This window comes from Pseudomonas sp. PDM25, from assembly GCF_019219045.1.
In the GTDB taxonomy this organism is placed as follows: domain Bacteria; phylum Pseudomonadota; class Gammaproteobacteria; order Pseudomonadales; family Pseudomonadaceae; genus Aquipseudomonas.
Map to the genome: position 1 here is coordinate 240,681 of NZ_JAHUWL010000003.1, position 15,716 is coordinate 256,396.

A 15,716-nucleotide genomic window follows, 5' to 3' on the forward strand; every position below is an offset into this window, starting at 1 on the left:
AGATAGACTTGCGTGCATTCGCTCCGGCTCAACAGGACTTCCAATGACCCCGTCGCTGCTAATGGCTGTTCTCGCCTCTGGCTTTATCTACGGCATCACGCCGGGGCCGGGTGTGTTGGCGGTGTTCGGCATCGGTGCGGCGCGTGGTCGGAGGGCCGGGGCGGGGTTTCTCTGCGGGCATCTGCTGGGGGATGTGGTCTGGTGCAGCACTGCGCTGATCGCGATTGTCGGTGCGCGGGAAATCGGCAGTACCGCATTCGATGTGCTGGGAGTACTCAGTGGGCTGTACCTGTTTTGGCTCGGTCTGCGAGCGGTTCGCGCTCGTCGCAGCAGTGACGAAGCACCTCAAGGCCCGGCGCGGCAGCCGTTCTGGCACGGCATTCTGTTTGGCCTGACCAATCCGAAGGCTTACCCGGTGGCGGTAGCGACTTTTACGGCGCTGCTGTCCAGCCGTGCCGAATTGCTGCACTGGTCGATGCTGCCGTGGCTGATTGTCCTGAGTTTCGTCGGTGGCCTCATGGCCTACGCTATCCTCATTGGCATTGTCGGTGCGCGGCAGGTGCGCATGTTGTACCAGCGCCATGAGCTGCTGATCACCCGGTTGTGTGGGGTGATGTTTATCGGATTCGCCATCAATGCCCTGGCGCATGCATTGCCGGGGCTGGTGACGAACAAGGCGTGAGGCTGATTGCAAGGAGGCGTCAGCTGTACTGATGGGGCAGGGAAGGTTCTTTATTGCTGCATTGGCCGGACACGCTCACCGCACTATGGCAACCAGAAATTCCGCGCCGTTGGCGAGTTATATTGATCTCTTGCTGGACGCCGTCTGTGCGGTCGACAAACAAGGTCGCTTCGTTTTTGTCAGCGCGGCTTGCGAGCGTATTTTCGGTTATACCCCCGACGAGCTGATCGGCCAGCCGATGATCGATCTGGTGCATCCCGCCGATCGTCAGCGCACCCTCGATGCCGCGCGGGAGATCATGGGTGGCGACCCCAAGCTCAATTTCGAAAACCGCTACCTGCGCAAAGATGGCCGAGTGGCGCACATCCTCTGGTCGGCACGCTGGTCGGAGGTCGACCAACTGCGCATCGCCGTGGCGCGCGACATCACTGAGCGCAAACAGGCCGAATCCCGGCAAGCGGCGTTGTATGCGATCTCCGAAGCGGCCCACGCGGCGGAAGACTTGCTCGCACTGTTCAAACGCATCCATTTGATCATCGGTGAATGGCTGCCGGCGCTGAATTTCTCCGTGGCGCTGTATGACGAACACTGTGCACAGCTGAATTTCCCTTATCACGTGGACGACCTGGAGCTGCAACCCGAGCAGCCCGGAACGATCACCGGACGCCTCTGTGCCGAGGTGATTCGCAGTGGCCAGCCGATTCTGCTGACCCCGGATCAAGACAATCCACTGGCGGGGTTTGAGGCGCTGGTCGCGGGCCAGCATTCACCTTGCTGGCTGGGTGTGCCGTTGAGTTCACAAAACGGCACCATCGGTGCGCTGATCGTTAAAAGCGTGCCCGGTGGTGAGCGTTACACCGAACAGGACAAGGAGCTGCTGCAATACGTTTGCGCACAGGTCGCCACCGCGATTGAGCGCAAGCAATTGCTTGCCCGACTGCAGCGCATGGCCCAGTACGACCAGCTGACTCAGCTGCCCAACCGAGAGTTACTCCGTGACCGGCTTAAAGATTCACTGGCGCTGGCGCGGGCGGACTCCGGCCGAATGGCACTGCTGTACGTCGACCTCGACCGCTTCAAGCAAGTCAACGACACCCACGGTCATGCGGTCGGCGACATGCTGCTGCAAGCGGTCGCCAATCGGCTCAAAGGCTGCGTGCGAGAAACCGACACGGTAGCGCGCATCGGCGGTGATGAGTTTGTAGTGTTGTTGCACAGCATCCACGCCTCGGAAGACGCCGACAGCGTGGCGGGAAAAATCCGGCAGGTTTTGGCTCACCCCCTGCGTCTGGACGGCCACAGCCTGATCATCCAGACGAGCATCGGCGTTGCGCGATACCCCGACGACGGCACTGAAGAAAAGCAATTGTTCCGGCATGCCGATGAGGCCATGTACGCCGCCAAGCGCCAACATCACCGACGCCTCGGGGTCTGAAAAATCTGCCACCGTTCGTCGTGGCGTTTTCAACTTTTCTAAACCTTTGCGGTGAACGAAATTCTGATTCTATGCGGGCTCCTGCTCGCCGCGATCATCACCAAGAGGTAGAGAATCATGCCTAATTCAAGAAACTCGAACTCGGGAAACTTCGCCAACGATCGAACGAAGGCGTCTGAAGCCGGTCGCAAAGGTGGGAAAACTACCACCACGACTGTCGATAAAGACCCTTCGAAACCCGATATGGGCCGCAAAGGTGGTCAGAAATCGAAGTAGCGGTGAAGGTAGTTTTGATTGAGAGGCGGGAGCGTAAGCTCCCGTTTGAATTTTTTACGAGGAGGGCGCGACCATGAGCCGGATGGCCACCCGTTTACGCAATGCCAGTTTTGCCACGTTGCTGGGCCTGTGCGCCAGCAGCGCCTTTGCCCAGTCCCCCGCCGAATTCATCAACGATGCGTCGGCCAAAGGCATGGCCGATATCGAAGCCAGCCGCCTGGCGCACCAGAAAACCGAATCCAAAGAGGTCAAGGATTACACCATCGTCGTCATCAACGACCGCACCACCGCCAACCAGCACCTGGCGAAAATCGCCAAACAACTGGATTTGCCGGTGGCTCCGCGTGAAGAGGTCGTCGATAAGGCCAAAGCCTTGATGCCGCAAGTGCAGGACGGCGCGAGCTTCGACCAGGCCTACGCGGCCAGTCAGGTGAAAACCACCCAGGAAGCCATCGAACAGCTTCAACAGGCAGCGCAGACCATCGATGTGCCTGAAATCAAGGCCTTCGCCGAAGAAACGTTGCCCAAATTGCAGAACCACCTGCAAATGGCCAAGGCGCTGCAAGCCAGTCGCTAACCCACGAAGTACGCGGGTGACCTAGAGCCACCCGCGATGAGCCCGATCAGCATTCATCCAAATCCTGCTTGCCTTTTTCCTGGACGACGGTACCGTCCAGGGGAATCGTTTCGCCCTCGCCAAGTTGCCGATACTTCTTTCGTAGCGCTTCCAACTGCTTGAGGTCCAGCGCCTCAAGCCCCAGCATCGCGTTCTGCGCCTCCTTCGTCACCCGCAGCAACTCATCGACCTTCAAGTGCAAAATGTCCGTGTCGCGGTTCTGGGTGTTCTGGATCAGGAACACCATCAGGAAGGTGATGATCGTGGTCGACGTATTGATGATCAGCTGCCAGGTGTCGTTGAAGTGAAAAATCGGCCCACTCAAACCCCACAGAAAAATCAGAATGATTGCCCCCATGAACGTCTTGGGGCTACCCGCCCACAGGGCAAGTTTCTGAGCGACTTTTGCGAATTTCATAGCCGTGTTCCTTATAGGGATGCGCCTGATTTTCAGACAGCGACGGCGAGTTGGAAATTCTAATTACATTTGTGTGTTCAATAAAAAACCGGCCCTTGAGGCCGGTTTTTCAGGAGTCCATTCACTCCACCAACTTAACGCTCACCGACCAGCTGAAGTATCCCAATGCCTCGCAACTTTTATTGATCAGCATGAATTTCAGTTCACACGCCGCCACCCCAGCCGCCAATTGCGTGCAATGCCAGTAATGATCATCGGCCGTGTGGCTGCCCGGTTGGGTCGGGCTTTCGGGGTTGGGGGCGGGGACTGTCAGGTTGGTGTGAACGACCAATTCAGGCGGTGAAAGTACCCCGGCATTACCTACTGACATCTCGTAGAACACCACGCTGTGTTCGGCGAGCAAGCTGACGGTCCTGCCACGGATATGGAAGTCCTTTCCGTTGCTGGCGAGAAAGGTCATAAGGCTGTCATTTATTGTACTTTGCGGTGTTTGGGTGCCGCTGACGGCGAAGATGAAACCTTCTTCAATCCTGGTCGCGTTTTGCGGATCAAGACTGGGTTGCGGATAGCGTGAAAGCAGTGATTCGGCATCGACGATCAGCAGCACATTATTGGCTGGCGCGATACTTCTCGAGGGGGAGGCAATCGGTTCGGAAGTCATCATGGATTCCTTTCATGATGTTGATGCAAGACGGCAGCCGCATCGGCTCAAGCAGGACATCCCGTCCCGGCCCAGGCGGCAACGAACTCGGCAGGCCCCTCGTCGCCAAGGGGCCTGATCATCGTCAGTTTCGGATGGTAATGAACGGATCCCACGAGCAGCAGCCTACGATCTTGCAGTCGCGATCAACGATCAGGAAATGGAAGTGGTAGGTCACGCTACCGCACGAAAGTGTTTCCGAAGACCAGTAATGGTTGTCGACTTTCTGGCAGCTCGGCACCGACGGGTTGCTGGTGTTGGGAACGGCAACGCACGCTGTAGCCTTGCGGGGCGTGGGTGTTGAGATCAACTCGTTGCCGACATTGCCAATGAACTTGTAGAAAATTACTGCATTCTCGAAGTTTTGCGACAGGCTGGTTTCACGCCAGCGAATCAAGTCGCCTACCTGGGCTTTCAGGTTGAGTTCGCCACCGGCCTGGCCGCTGACGACATTGTTCTGGTTGGTCACCATGTACACATGATTGACGTCGATCAACGTCGGCGACGCAGGGTTTTTGCTGATGTTCGGGTAGTTTTTCAGAATGGTTTCAGTGTCGATTGAAACAAGTACATCCGTGACTCGAGACATAGTAAAGCTCCTTGTTCATAGTGAATGCCTGGCATCTTCCAGGCACAACAACGCTTGCTTGCCTTACGGCCGTTGCGAATACACTACGGGCGGAACCCACCTGTCACGAGCACGATCTGGCCTTGCTCCTTGCGTGCAAACTAACGGGTTCGGGTTCCTTCCGACGGGCCGCGATAGGACTATAGGTGCCGTTTTCAGACTGTCAAAATTGCTTGCCTGTCAGTTCGACGAACGGTCGATTTAGTTATGATTTCAGAAGATTTGGCGATAAAGAACGCTCATTCAAATTCTCGTTGTTATGTCGGTGCCAAGTCATACAAGTTCAGGTAATAGACAGATACGACCTGCTACAAGATCAATTAGCCAGGCAGGAGCGTGGCTGGGGAAGGGGGGGATTTTTGCTGATTCACTCAATGCGGCGGTCAAGTCCGAGGAGGCAGCATGTGGTTACGTTATATGGCGTTATTGGCGGTGATGTTCGCAGCGTCCGGCTGTGTGCAGGAGCGGGTCGTTCATGAGCGGCGTCCGGTTCAGCATGAGTACGTTGAAGTCATTGCACCGCAGCCGCCACCGGAACGGGTAATCGAAGTAGAGCCTATGGCACGTCCGGGGTACGTCTGGTCCCGAGGATACTGGCGTTGGGAAGGTGGGCGTTATGTCGCTGTTCATGGCCACTGGGTGCCGGAACGACCGGGTTATCGTTATGTGCATCCCCACTGGGAGCAGCGTAATAATGGCTGGTATTGGCAACGAGGAGGTTGGGTTAACTGACCGCTTTCGCCATAGGTCGGATTGGGCAGAGCGCATCGGTCGAGGTATCGTAGCGAACCGGTTTTCCGCCTCTTGCTACAACAACGCACCGACAGGAGAACGCAATGAGTTGGTCCGCCAAACAATACGTCGCTTTTGAAGATGAACGCACACGTCCCGCCCGTGACTTGCTGGCCGCAATCCCTGCTGTGGACGCGCGCTCGGCAATTGACATCGGTTGCGGCCCCGGTAATTCGACCGAGTTGCTGGTTGAGCGCTTCGCCAATGCCACGGTGCGTGGCCTGGACAGTTCGACCGATATGATCGACGCCGCCCGCAAGCGCTTGCCGCAGGTGCAATTCGATACGGCTGATATTGATACCTGGAACGAAAACGGCCCGTTCGATGTGATTTTCGCCAACGCGGTGTTGCAGTGGCTACCGGATCACGCGAAGTTGCTGCCGGCACTGGCGAGCAAGCTGACCCCCGGTGGCAGCCTGGCGATCCAGATGCCGGACAATCTCAATGAGCCTTCGCATCGCTTGATGCGCGAAGTTGCAGCCGATGGTCCATGGGGTGGCAAACTGGCGGACGCCGCCGGGCAGCGGACGGAAATGGCTGGTGCCAGCGGTTATTACTCGATGCTGCGGGCCCACTGTTCCCGTGTCGATGTGTGGCGCACGACGTACCATCATCCACTTGCTGGCGGCGCGTCTGGTGTGGTCGAGTGGTTCAAGGGCAGCGGATTGCGGCCATTTCTTGATCCGCTGGATGAGGCGGAGCGGGCGCAGTATCTCAAGCAGTATCAGGCGGCAATCGAGCTGGCCTATCCGCCGTTGGCCGATGGTTCAGTGCTGCTGCCGTTCCCACGGTTGTTTATCGTTGCGACGCGCTGATGCATTAATGAAAAAGGGACAGATTCTGCTCTTTTCGTCTGTCCCTTTTGCGTACCAATGGCCGAGCATCCCGTCGTAGCTAGGCGTCAATCAGCTGATCAATCAAAACCGCGTTGCTATAGATCAAGCTTCCATCACTCGCTCGATGCCCGACCAAATGGAACTGACCGCGCTCGTTGTGTATATAGACGCGCATTTGGCAGTCGGACAAAGGGCCGTATCCCTCTGGCAATTTCAACTCCAGCGTGTCCATGTCGACATCGACCATGGCTTCACGCTCATGGGTCTTCTGCAGGTGTTCTTCAGCGTCCTCCAGACCCTTATGGAGGGAGCCATCGACGTAAAAATGGATTTCACCCATCGGGGTCGACTTTTGTTGTCCGTTGACTTTGCACCAGCCTTCGATCGTCAAGGCACTCATGGCGAAATCTCCGTTGTGGACGGCTGGACTCTATAGCTCTGGCCGTCACTTGTCTGACCGCTATAGGCAAGGACTTTTGCGGGCGCTTTTAGCCGATCTTTGCCTTCCGTAATCAGACCTAATTATAGCTGGCAACCGGGCTTCGCTTACTCGACGTGGCGACCAGGCGAGAGGTGTTACTTAATAGTTACAGTTATATATAGCGAATCGGTTTCAAGTGATCAAGTTGACGCAGAAGTTGGAATATCCAGAGCGCCAATGGTTTTCACGATAAGCGCTGGTTCTGGCCATGAACTATACTTCCTGCGGACTTTGCCACAAAGATAGTGGTATTTGTCTAGCCTGTTTTGGCGTCAGATTAGTATTGATTTGACGGTGTTGTTCTGTGGCGATGTTTAGGCATACCGATGAGTAACAGGAATAGGATGAAGGCAAAATGGCAATGGCAATTATTCTTGTACTAATCGTTATTGCGTCCGTGCTGTTCCATTTATTAGCGCCTTGGCATGCGGCACCGCCAGCCTCCAACTGGGGGTCAATAGACACCACCCTGTTCATCACCCTGATCATCAGCGGAATATTTTTCATCGCCGTCACTCTTTTCATGGCGGTGGCCTTGATACGTTTCCGTCACAAGAAAGGCGGCAGGGCTGCCTACCAGCCAGAAAATAAAAAGTTGGAAACATGGTTGATTATCGTGACCTCGATAGGTATTGCCGCGATGTTGGCGCCAGGCCTGGTTGTTTATGATGATTTCATCCGGGTGCCAAAAAATGCTTATGAGCTCGAAGTGGTCGCCCAGCAGTGGCAATGGGCTTTTCGTTTTCCGGGTCAGGATGGGAAGCTGGGAAAGTCAGACATCAAGTTTGTTGACTCGGTCAATCCTCTCGGCCTTGATCCCAAGGATTCTGCCGGGCAGGACGATGTACTAATAAGAAGCAATGAAGTTCACCTTCCGCTCGATCAGCCGGTGAAAGTCTTATTGCGTTCCAAAGATGTACTGCATGATTTCTATATACCGCAGATTCGCAGCAAGATGGACATGGTGCCTGGGATGGTGTCGTACTTTTGGTTTACACCGACGGTAATCGGGAAGTATGAAATACTGTGTGCCGAGTATTGTGGTGTCGGTCATTACAACATGCGCGGCTATATGATCGTAGAAGACCGGACCGCCTTCGAACAATGGCTTAACAGTCAACCGACTTTTGCGCAGACATTAACGACAGCTGCCAAACCCAGTCGGGACAGCGTGCTGGAAAAAGGTCGCCAGTTGGTCGAAAAATACGGCTGCGTTGCCTGCCATAGCCAGGATGGAACTGCCAGTCTCGGCCCGGGATGGAAGGGGCTGTACGGCCGCACTGAACAGCTTGCCGATGGCACCAGCGTGCTCGTCGATGAGGCCTACGTGAAAGAGTCGATCCTCGATCCGAAGGCTCGACTGGTACAGGGTTATCCGCCGGTCATGGTGGCCTATACTCTCACTGAAGATGAACTGGGTGCTGTCGTCACCCTGATCAAATCACTGGGTGTCGCGCAGCAAGAACCTTCTACTGGCGAAAAGCTGGACGGAGGTGACGACTTGGCGACACAGGGGCAGCGGCTGGCCCAGTCACTCGGCTGTCTGGCCTGCCACAGTGTCGATGGCAGCAAGGGCGTCGGCCCCAGCTGGCAGGGCCTGTATAACGAGCCTGTAACCCTTGCCGACGGTTCGACGATAAAGGCCGATGAGGGCTATATAAAAGAGTCGGTGCTTAATCCCGGTGCCAAAATCGTCAAGGGCTACGCAGCCATCATGCCGGCCTTTACCCCGAGTGATCAGGAGTTGAACGCACTGATCGCTTTTATCAAATCCAAAGCGAAAGCCGACGCTGATGCGAGCAAGGCGGAGCCAGGGAAGTAACCGTAAAGCAGCCAGGAATGCACCGAAACTTCGACAGGAGGATGACGTGATGGCCTATGCGGAGCAAGCCGAAACAGAAGCACTACACGAGCCCAAAAGCTTCCTGACCAAATATATCTGGAGTCAGGATCACAAGGTCATCGCCATTCAATATTCCTTGACGGCTATATTCGTGGGCGTTATCGCCGTGGTGTTGTCCGACTTGATGCGCATACAGATTGGCTTCCCCGGCACTTTGGCGTTCATGGACGCCAGTGCTTACTATCAGGCGATGACCATGCACGGCATGATCATGGTCATTTACTTGCTGACGGCCTTGTTTCTGGGTGGCTTCGGTAACTATCTGATCCCGCTGATGGTGGGCGCCCGCGACATGGTCTTCCCCTATGTCAACATGCTGAGTTACTGGTTCTACCTGCTGGCGGTAGTGGTGTTGCTCTCCAGTTTCTTTGTCCCTGGCGGCCCCACCGGTTCGGGCTGGACGCTCTATCCGCCACAGTCCATTTCTCAGGGGACACCGGGGGTCGAGTGGGGCATCGTCATGATGCTCGTCTCACTGGCGATTTTTATTGTCGCAGCCACCATGGGCGGGTTGAACTACGTCACCACGGTGTTGCAGGCGCGCACGCACGGCATGACATTGTTTCGCATGCCGCTCTCCGTATGGGGCATCTTCATGGCCTCGATCATGGCTTTGCTGGCCTTCCCGGCGTTGTTCGTCAGTGCGGTCATGATGCTGTTTGACAAGCTGTTGGGCACCAGCTTCTTTATGCCGGCAATGATCTCGCTGGGGCAGCAGCTCGATCACCAGGGTGGCAGCCCCATATTATTCCAGCACCTGTTCTGGTTCTTCGGCCACCCGGAGGTCTACATCGTTGCGCTCCCTGCGTTTGGTCTGGTCTCCGACTTGATCAGCACCCATGCGCGTAAAAATATCTTCGGCTATCGAATGATGGTGTGGGCCATTATTGCGATTGGCGTACTCAGCTTTGTGGTCTGGGCGCACCACATGTATGTCAGCGGAATGAACCCGTACTTTGGCTTTTTCTTCGCGACCACCACCCTGATCATCGCGGTGCCGACCGCACTGAAAGTCTACAACTGGGTGCTGACCCTGTGGCGTGGCGACATCCATCTGACCGTGCCGATGCTGTTTGCCCTGGCCTTTATCGTCACCTTTCTGGTCGGCGGTCTGACCGGGTTGTTTCTCGGCAATGTGATCGTGGATATACCGCTCTCGGACACCTATTTCGTCGTCGCCCATTTTCATATGGTCATGGGGGTCGCACCGGTACTGGTGGTGTTCGGCGGTATTTATCACTGGTTCCCGAAAGTCACCGGGCGCATGTGGAACGACACCCTGGGCAAGTTGCATTTCTGGATTACCTTTCTGGGCACCTACGCCATTTTCTTCCCCATGCACTACCTGGGTTTTCAGGGGATGCCACGCCGCTACTACGCCTATGACAACTACGCGTTCATCCCGCAGTCGGCGCATGAGTTGAATGCCTTCATTACGGTGATCGCATTGGCCGTTGGCGTTTCCCAGTTGTTGTTCCTGTTCAACCTGGCCTGGAGTGCATTCAAGGGCAGGCCCGCAGGCAGTAATCCCTGGGGCGCGGCCAGTCTGGAATGGCAAACGCCGAACACCCCGCCGATACACGGTAACTGGGGAGAGAAGCTGCCGGTCGTTCATCGCTGGGCCTATGACTACAGTGTGCCGGGGATAGAACAGGATTTCGTTCCGCAGACAGTCTCTGCCGAGGAGTTGGAGCAGATGCGGCAACTGAGTGCCGGAACCAAGATAGCGGACGTTAGAACATGAGCAGGTTGCTATTGAGAAACGCCGACGGCGCAGACCCCGGCGGCAGCTGGAATCGTGATCCGCAGGGTATTCAGGCCGGCGAAGGTGCCGATCGAAACCAAATCGCAAGAACAGGCCTGCGCTTATTTCTGGCCGTGGTGAGTTCGTTATTCTTTCTCTTCTTGCTCGCCTTTATCGCCCGTTCACAAATGACCGACTGGCTCCCCCTGACAGAGCCCATGGCGCCGTTAGCCAATCTAAGGCAGTTATGGCTGAATTCGGCTTTTCTGGTAGTCAGTTGCGTCGCACTGCAGTGGTCGCGTATGGCCGCCCGACGGGCGCGACTGGGTGCCGCTGTGATTGGTTTTGCATTGGCGGGCGTATTCGCCATTGCTTTTCTGGCGGGGCAGCTCTTGGTCTGGCAGCAGTTTGTCGCCTGGGGTTACTTTCTCGCCAGCAATCCGGCCAACAGCTTCTTCTACCTGTTGACTGGCCTGCATGCGCTCCACCTGCTGGGCGGGTTGATAGCCTGGGGCATCATCGTTGCTAAATACCTGCAGCGCGTGCCGTTGCCGCAACTCAGCGCCAGCGTAGAGCTGTGTGCCATCTATTGGCATTACTTACTGGGTCTTTGGTTCGTGCTATTCGCTTTGCTGGCCAGCACGCCGCAAACCTATGAAGCGATCGCCAGATTCTGCGGCCTGAGGTGAAAAGCCATGGCATTGCACCCACTTGCCCCAGGCGAGTCCAGTTCATCCAATCCACCTAGCTTGCCGCCTGCTGCAGGATGGCAGGGCATCGCCAGCGACTGGTCCTCGGATAAGGAGGCCTTCAGGCAGGTGCCTTGGGGCAAGGCGATGATGTGGATATTCCTGCTCAGCGATACGTTCATATTCACCTGTTTTTTAACCGGCTACATGTCGGTACGCATGACCATCACCAGCGCCTGGCCGAACCCCAGTGAAGTGTTCGCATTGACGATCGGCGGCAGAGAAATCCCGCTAATTCTGATCGCCATCATGACCTTTGTGCTGATCAGCAGCAGCGGCACCATGGCCATGGCAGTCAATTTCGCCTATCGCCGTGATCGGGCGAAAACCACGGCCCTGATGCTGGCGACCGCTGCCTTGGGTGTGACCTTCGTCGGCATGCAGGCATTCGAATGGAGCAAGCTCATCGCGGAAGGCGTGCGTCCCTGGGGGAACCCTATGGGGGCGGCGCAGTTTGGCGCCAGTTTTTTCATGATTACCGGTTTTCACGGACTGCATGTGTCAATCGGCGCCATCTATCTCAGCATTGTGGCGTTGAAAGTACTGCGGGGAGATTATGAGCGCTCCGGAAACTATCAGAACGTCGAGATAGCCGGGCTTTACTGGCACTTCGTGGATTTGGTGTGGGTGTTTATTTTTGCTTTCTTCTATTTATGGTAGAGGAGCACGGGTGATGGCACATGCTCAGGGTCAGCAACATCCAATCAGCTTGTACCTTAAAATCTGGGGGCTGTTATTCGTCCTCAGCACGATGTCGTACCTTGTCGACTATTTCCACTTTCATGGTTACCTTCGGTGGTCCCTGATTATCACTTTCATGTTGTTGAAGGCAGGTTTAATTGTCTCCATCTTCATGCATATGGCCTGGGAACGGTTGGCCATGGTCTACGCCATACTGGTGCCACCGTTGTGTTTGCTGGTGCTCGTCGGACTGATGGCCACCGAGGCGGACTATGTATTCCTCAGCCGGGTTATTTCCTTCGGCCAATAAGCAGCTTCCGGATGGCCATCAGTCTCCAGGGGCTAACCCGATATCACTCGCTTGAACTGATGCCATTTGTGCTGCCAGGCTACAGTCCAATGGGGGGCGGCCGTTCCCGTGCCGGCAATCTCCAGCGCTGGGTGATGTTCGATAACCCCGTCCAACACCGATTCCTGAGCCGGCTCGACATCTACGAAGAAAATATGTTTTCCCTCTTCTACCACCTGTTTAAAACTGCGGAAGTGAGCGTTTGGCACCTGAATACCAAAAAAACCGCCTTCCCAGATGCAGAAGCCACATACAACAATGGCAAGAAAGATAAACGGCATCCAGCCTGCGGCGGATTCGGTCCAGCCCAGCCAATAGGCGCCGCCAAGAACCAGCGCCGCGAGTGGCACACCGATCACTGCACCAATTTCGCCAGAGTGGACAACATCCTGTTCCATTAACGAGTTGATTTCGTGAAGGTGATGTTGTTCAACATCGGCAACGTGTTGACTGAGCACATGAATTTGTTCGGAATTGATGCCGCTGGCTTCCAGCTCATTTTCAACGGCTTCAAGATCATCGAGATTGTTGCTGATGTAATAGTGTCGATTCATGCCACACCTCCCATCTCGTGCTTGCTGTAGACCTCCTTTGTCTTGTAGCTGCCAGTCGAGATTTGCAGTCGGTATCAGTACCCGTGGGCAACGCTTTACACTTCATTCAAAGCATAAAAAAGTATAGCACTGCATATCATTCAGGCATGGGGGCGGGAAGCATGCGGTCTGATGCCCCCGGCAGGTTCTCCGACACCTCAAATCCTGGGCATAAAAAAACCGGTCACAACAGACCGGTTTTTGTGTTCCTGCATCTCCCGTCAAAATCATCCTGACGTGAGACCAAAATTCGATTGGAGCGGGTGAAGGGAATCGAACCCTCGTTATCAGCTTGGGAAGCTGGAGTAATGCCATTATACGACACCCGCTCAGAGCGGTGACTTTGTACCAGATGTGGCCGTGGAAATGAAGTTTTTCTTTGTGTGGGACGGCTTTAGCGCAGGTGAAACAAAAACAGAGACCGCATGACGGTCTATCGCGGACAAGCTTCGCTCCTACAGGAATGCATTCAACACTGTAGGGCGAAGCTTGCTCGCGATGACGCTGTTTCAGATGGCCAATGCATGTTGGTCCTGGACGTAGTGATAACGCGGTCGACTTTCGTGTTGCGAAGGTTTCAGGAAGCCCAGCAATGCGTTGCGGCTATCTCGGCAAGCAGCTTTGTGTTCCATGTCGAGAAAGTGGCCGGTGGCCTGCAGGGTGGTGAACGTAGCGTGTTGCACGTGGTTGGCGAACAGTTGGGCGCCGTCGGCAGCGGTGTACTCGTCCCATTCGCCGTTCATGAACAGCACCGGTACGTTAACTTTCTCTGCGGCTTTGAAGAAGCACTGGCGATCACTGTGCAGCAGATCGCTGATGTGGAAGTGCATCTGCCCGTATTCATGCTCGGCCAGGGAACTGACGTGCCGATAATTGAAGCGCTTGAACAGGGTCGGCAGGTGTTTGCCGATGGTGCTGTTCACCAGGTTGCCGACCCGGTCACCGTCCCGGCTACCGAGGTAATCGATGCCGCGCTCGAGGTAGTCGAGCATGTGCGCGTTGATCTCCGGAGAGAACGAGCTGATCACGGCTTTTTCGATGCGTCGTGGCTGGTGGGCCAGGGCGACCAGGGTCGCGGCGCCACCCCAGGAAAACGACAGCACGTGTTCGGCGGCGAAGTGGTCGATCAGCTCCAGGAGGATCTGCCCTTCGATTTCCTTGGTCAGCAATTTCTCGTGCAGGTTGTGGGCTTTCGACTTGCCCGCGTAGGGCTGGTCGTAGCAAACCACATTGAACTGCGGATGAAGGTTTTTCACGGTCTGTGCAAACGACGCAGTCGTGGCCATCGAGCCGTTGACCAAAATAATGGTCTTCTCTGCGGCGTCTGCGCGATAGAACTCCGTGTAAACCCGATACTGACCCTGTATATCCAGCACAGCGATTTCTGGCCTCATGTCATAAGACTCCAAGCAAGCGGGTATGCGCGCAAATGAGATTGCACGAGCTTTGTGACAGGTAGGCATACGCCTGGAATTTTTGAGCCCATGTCGATCCAGTGCAGTCCGGTCGACGGGTATTGTTATTGGCGGGCAGTCTGCCGGGGGAAAGCGGAACCTGAGGGTTCTCTACCGGCAAAAAGTTTCTTAGAAGTATGTTGTGACTCGTCGGTCACATTTCGGCCGACGTCCTGATTCAAGCAGGGGTCACGTCATCGCGCAAGTATCTTTGGAAAATTGTTCGACAACTTCTGCTGAGCGGTCGTCTGCTTAGATCAATTGAATCTCTTCGGTGCGTAATGCGCGGTACTCGCCCGGTTTCAGGGCACTGTCGAGCACCAGCGGGCCCATGCTTTCGCGGTGCAGGCGCAGCACCTTGTTGTCGAAATGGCCGAACATCCGCTTCACCTGATGATAACGGCCTTCGATGATGCTCAGGCGCGCCGATTTTGGCCCGAGCAAGACCAGTTCGGCAGGCTGGGTTGTAAGGTCTTCGAAGGCGAAGTACAGGCCTTCGGTGAATTTCAATGCGTATTGCGGGCCAATCTCTTGCTCGGTCTCGACGTAGTAGACCTTGGGTAGCTTGGTCTGCGGTTGGGTCAGGCGTCGCGACCAGCTGCCGTCGTTGGTGATCAGCATCAGGCCGGTGGTGTTGAAATCCAGGCGGCCGGCGATATGCAGGTCCTCCTTGTCCGGCTCATGGATCAGGTCGAGCACGGTCGGGTGTTGCGGATCGCGGGTGGCACTGACGCAACCAGGCGGTTTGTGCAGCATGAAATAGCGTGCAGGCTTGCCGACTTGCAGAACCTCGTCGTTGACCTCGACGCGGCTGAACTCGAGTACCTCGGCGTGCGGGTCGCTGACGATTTTTCCGTCGATGCTGACGCGCTTTTCCACCAGCAACAGACGCACCTGCTTACGGTTGAAGCGCGGCAGGTTGCTGAGGAAACGGTCAATGCGCATGACGAGGGATCGGTAGGAAAGGGGCGCGTATCTTACGTGATCGATTGTGCGGTTGCTTACAGCTGCGCCTCGACTTGCGCACAGCGTGGGCACAAACAGGATTTGTCGCGCAGTTCGGGCGGCAGTGCTTCGAGCACCGCCGGATCGATGCTGACGCCGTAGCACCAGCAGGCCCGATCGGCGGTTCGCGGGTCGGCCAGGGCGCAGTCGTTGGAGGCGCCGCAGGCCGGGCAGAAATCTGGCTTATTCATGTAGGGTTATTCATAACTGGAGTGAGGCATTTCCACACAGGTGCGGTTACGGCCGGCTTGTTTGGCCCGGTACATCGCATGATCGGCCCTCGAGAGCAGCGTGTGCAAGGTGTCATCGGTCTGCAGGGGGAGCAGGCCGATGCTCACGATCAGCGGGCAGGCATTCTAAAGGCACTGCCGGGA

Annotated in this window: 19 protein-coding genes, 1 tRNA gene and 1 pseudogene; 11 read left to right on the forward strand and 10 right to left on the reverse strand. The window is 55.9% G+C overall.

The genetic code is table 11. From position 1 onward, the window contains the following. Nucleotides 1-43 precede the first annotated feature (43 nt). From KW848_RS06680 to KW848_RS06695, 4 genes are all read left to right on the forward strand, one after another. Nucleotides 44-682, forward strand: a complete 639-nt coding sequence (locus KW848_RS06680) for a LysE family translocator (RefSeq protein ID WP_111450884.1) — start codon at nucleotides 44-46, stop codon at nucleotides 680-682. 85 nt (nucleotides 683-767) lie between these two features. After that, complete coding sequence (locus KW848_RS06685) at nucleotides 768-2,117, forward strand: sensor domain-containing diguanylate cyclase (protein ID WP_218536377.1); 1,350 nt, start codon at nucleotides 768-770, stop codon at nucleotides 2,115-2,117. A 117-nt stretch (nucleotides 2,118-2,234) separates the two neighbouring features. Beyond that, complete coding sequence (locus KW848_RS06690) at nucleotides 2,235-2,393, forward strand: KGG domain-containing protein (protein ID WP_008152986.1); 159 nt, start codon at nucleotides 2,235-2,237, stop codon at nucleotides 2,391-2,393. 73 nt (nucleotides 2,394-2,466) lie between these two features. Next, nucleotides 2,467-2,970 carry a DUF4142 domain-containing protein gene (locus tag KW848_RS06695; RefSeq protein WP_218536378.1) on the forward strand — a complete coding sequence of 168 codons (504 nt, stop codon included), beginning with the start codon at nucleotides 2,467-2,469 and terminating at the stop codon, nucleotides 2,968-2,970. Nucleotides 2,971-3,016: 46 nt separating this feature from the next. Here the strand turns inward: KW848_RS06695 and KW848_RS06700 are convergent, their stop codons facing one another. The 3 genes from KW848_RS06700 to KW848_RS06710 form a co-directional block, all read right to left on the reverse strand. Continuing rightward, nucleotides 3,017-3,427: a low affinity iron permease family protein gene (locus tag KW848_RS06700; protein ID WP_218536379.1), complete on the reverse strand. Its 411-nt coding sequence runs from the start codon at nucleotides 3,425-3,427 to the stop codon at nucleotides 3,017-3,019. A 121-nt stretch (nucleotides 3,428-3,548) separates the two neighbouring features. After that, nucleotides 3,549-4,088, reverse strand: a complete 540-nt coding sequence (locus KW848_RS06705) for an AidA/PixA family protein (protein WP_218536529.1) — start codon at nucleotides 4,086-4,088, stop codon at nucleotides 3,549-3,551. A gap of 124 nt (nucleotides 4,089-4,212) precedes the next feature. After that, a complete protein-coding gene (locus KW848_RS06710) occupies nucleotides 4,213-4,716 on the reverse strand; it encodes an inclusion body family protein (RefSeq protein ID WP_218536380.1) in 504 nt (167 codons plus the stop codon). Nucleotides 4,717-5,157: 441 nt separating this feature from the next. Between KW848_RS06710 and KW848_RS06715 the strand changes: the two genes are divergently transcribed. Both KW848_RS06715 and tam read left to right on the forward strand, forming a co-directional pair. Beyond that, nucleotides 5,158-5,487: a YXWGXW repeat-containing protein gene (locus KW848_RS06715; RefSeq protein ID WP_111450872.1), complete on the forward strand. Its 330-nt coding sequence runs from the start codon at nucleotides 5,158-5,160 to the stop codon at nucleotides 5,485-5,487. Between the two features lie 104 nt (nucleotides 5,488-5,591). Further along, nucleotides 5,592-6,362 (forward strand): trans-aconitate 2-methyltransferase, encoded by a 771-nt coding sequence (gene tam / locus KW848_RS06720; protein WP_218536381.1) that lies wholly within the window; start codon nucleotides 5,592-5,594, stop codon nucleotides 6,360-6,362. A 79-nt stretch (nucleotides 6,363-6,441) separates the two neighbouring features. Here the strand turns inward: tam and KW848_RS06725 are convergent, their stop codons facing one another. Continuing rightward, nucleotides 6,442-6,783: a hypothetical protein gene (locus KW848_RS06725; protein ID WP_192406584.1), complete on the reverse strand. Its 342-nt coding sequence runs from the start codon at nucleotides 6,781-6,783 to the stop codon at nucleotides 6,442-6,444. Nucleotides 6,784-7,219: 436 nt separating this feature from the next. Between KW848_RS06725 and KW848_RS06730 the strand changes: the two genes are divergently transcribed. The 5 genes from KW848_RS06730 to KW848_RS06750 are packed head-to-tail and all read left to right on the forward strand — an operon-like array spanning nucleotide 7,220 to nucleotide 12,251. Further along, on the forward strand, nucleotides 7,220-8,686 hold the full coding sequence (locus tag KW848_RS06730; protein WP_218536382.1) for a cytochrome c oxidase subunit II: 1,467 nt from the start codon (nucleotides 7,220-7,222) through the stop codon (nucleotides 8,684-8,686). 49 nt (nucleotides 8,687-8,735) lie between these two features. After that, nucleotides 8,736-10,511, forward strand: a complete 1,776-nt coding sequence (gene ctaD / locus KW848_RS06735) for a cytochrome c oxidase subunit I (protein WP_218536530.1) — start codon at nucleotides 8,736-8,738, stop codon at nucleotides 10,509-10,511. Further along, nucleotides 10,508-11,200: a cytochrome c oxidase subunit 3 gene (locus KW848_RS06740; protein WP_218536383.1), complete on the forward strand. Its 693-nt coding sequence runs from the start codon at nucleotides 10,508-10,510 to the stop codon at nucleotides 11,198-11,200. Before ctaD ends, KW848_RS06740 begins: the two co-directional genes overlap by 4 nt. A 6-nt stretch (nucleotides 11,201-11,206) precedes the next feature. Further along, the gene (locus tag KW848_RS06745; RefSeq protein WP_111450864.1) at nucleotides 11,207-11,920 is read left to right on the forward strand and encodes a heme-copper oxidase subunit III family protein; all 714 of its coding nucleotides are present in this window, start codon (nucleotides 11,207-11,209) and stop codon (nucleotides 11,918-11,920) included. A 13-nt stretch (nucleotides 11,921-11,933) separates the two neighbouring features. After that, a complete protein-coding gene (locus KW848_RS06750) occupies nucleotides 11,934-12,251 on the forward strand; it encodes a cytochrome C oxidase subunit IV family protein (RefSeq protein ID WP_192406592.1) in 318 nt (105 codons plus the stop codon). A 32-nt stretch (nucleotides 12,252-12,283) separates the two neighbouring features. Here KW848_RS06750 and KW848_RS06755 read toward each other — a convergent pair whose 3' ends face one another. The 6 genes and pseudogenes from KW848_RS06755 to KW848_RS06780 form a co-directional block, all read right to left on the reverse strand. Beyond that, nucleotides 12,284-12,844 (reverse strand): magnesium transporter, encoded by a 561-nt coding sequence (locus tag KW848_RS06755; protein ID WP_111450863.1) that lies wholly within the window; start codon nucleotides 12,842-12,844, stop codon nucleotides 12,284-12,286. 294 nt (nucleotides 12,845-13,138) lie between these two features. Then, nucleotides 13,139-13,212, reverse strand: a tRNA-Gly gene (locus KW848_RS06760). A 180-nt stretch (nucleotides 13,213-13,392) separates the two neighbouring features. Further along, nucleotides 13,393-14,277, reverse strand: a complete 885-nt coding sequence (locus KW848_RS06765) for an alpha/beta fold hydrolase (protein WP_134097772.1) — start codon at nucleotides 14,275-14,277, stop codon at nucleotides 13,393-13,395. A gap of 312 nt (nucleotides 14,278-14,589) precedes the next feature. Further along, a complete protein-coding gene (locus KW848_RS06770) occupies nucleotides 14,590-15,282 on the reverse strand; it encodes a pseudouridine synthase (RefSeq protein ID WP_218536384.1) in 693 nt (230 codons plus the stop codon). A gap of 56 nt (nucleotides 15,283-15,338) precedes the next feature. Then, a complete protein-coding gene (locus KW848_RS06775; protein WP_218536385.1) occupies nucleotides 15,339-15,533 on the reverse strand; it encodes a cysteine-rich CWC family protein in 195 nt (64 codons plus the stop codon). Between the two features lie 6 nt (nucleotides 15,534-15,539). Next, nucleotides 15,540-15,686 (reverse strand): annotated as a pseudogene (locus KW848_RS06780) (GGDEF domain-containing protein); the annotation flags it as partial. Between the last annotated feature and the right edge of the window lie 30 nt (nucleotides 15,687-15,716).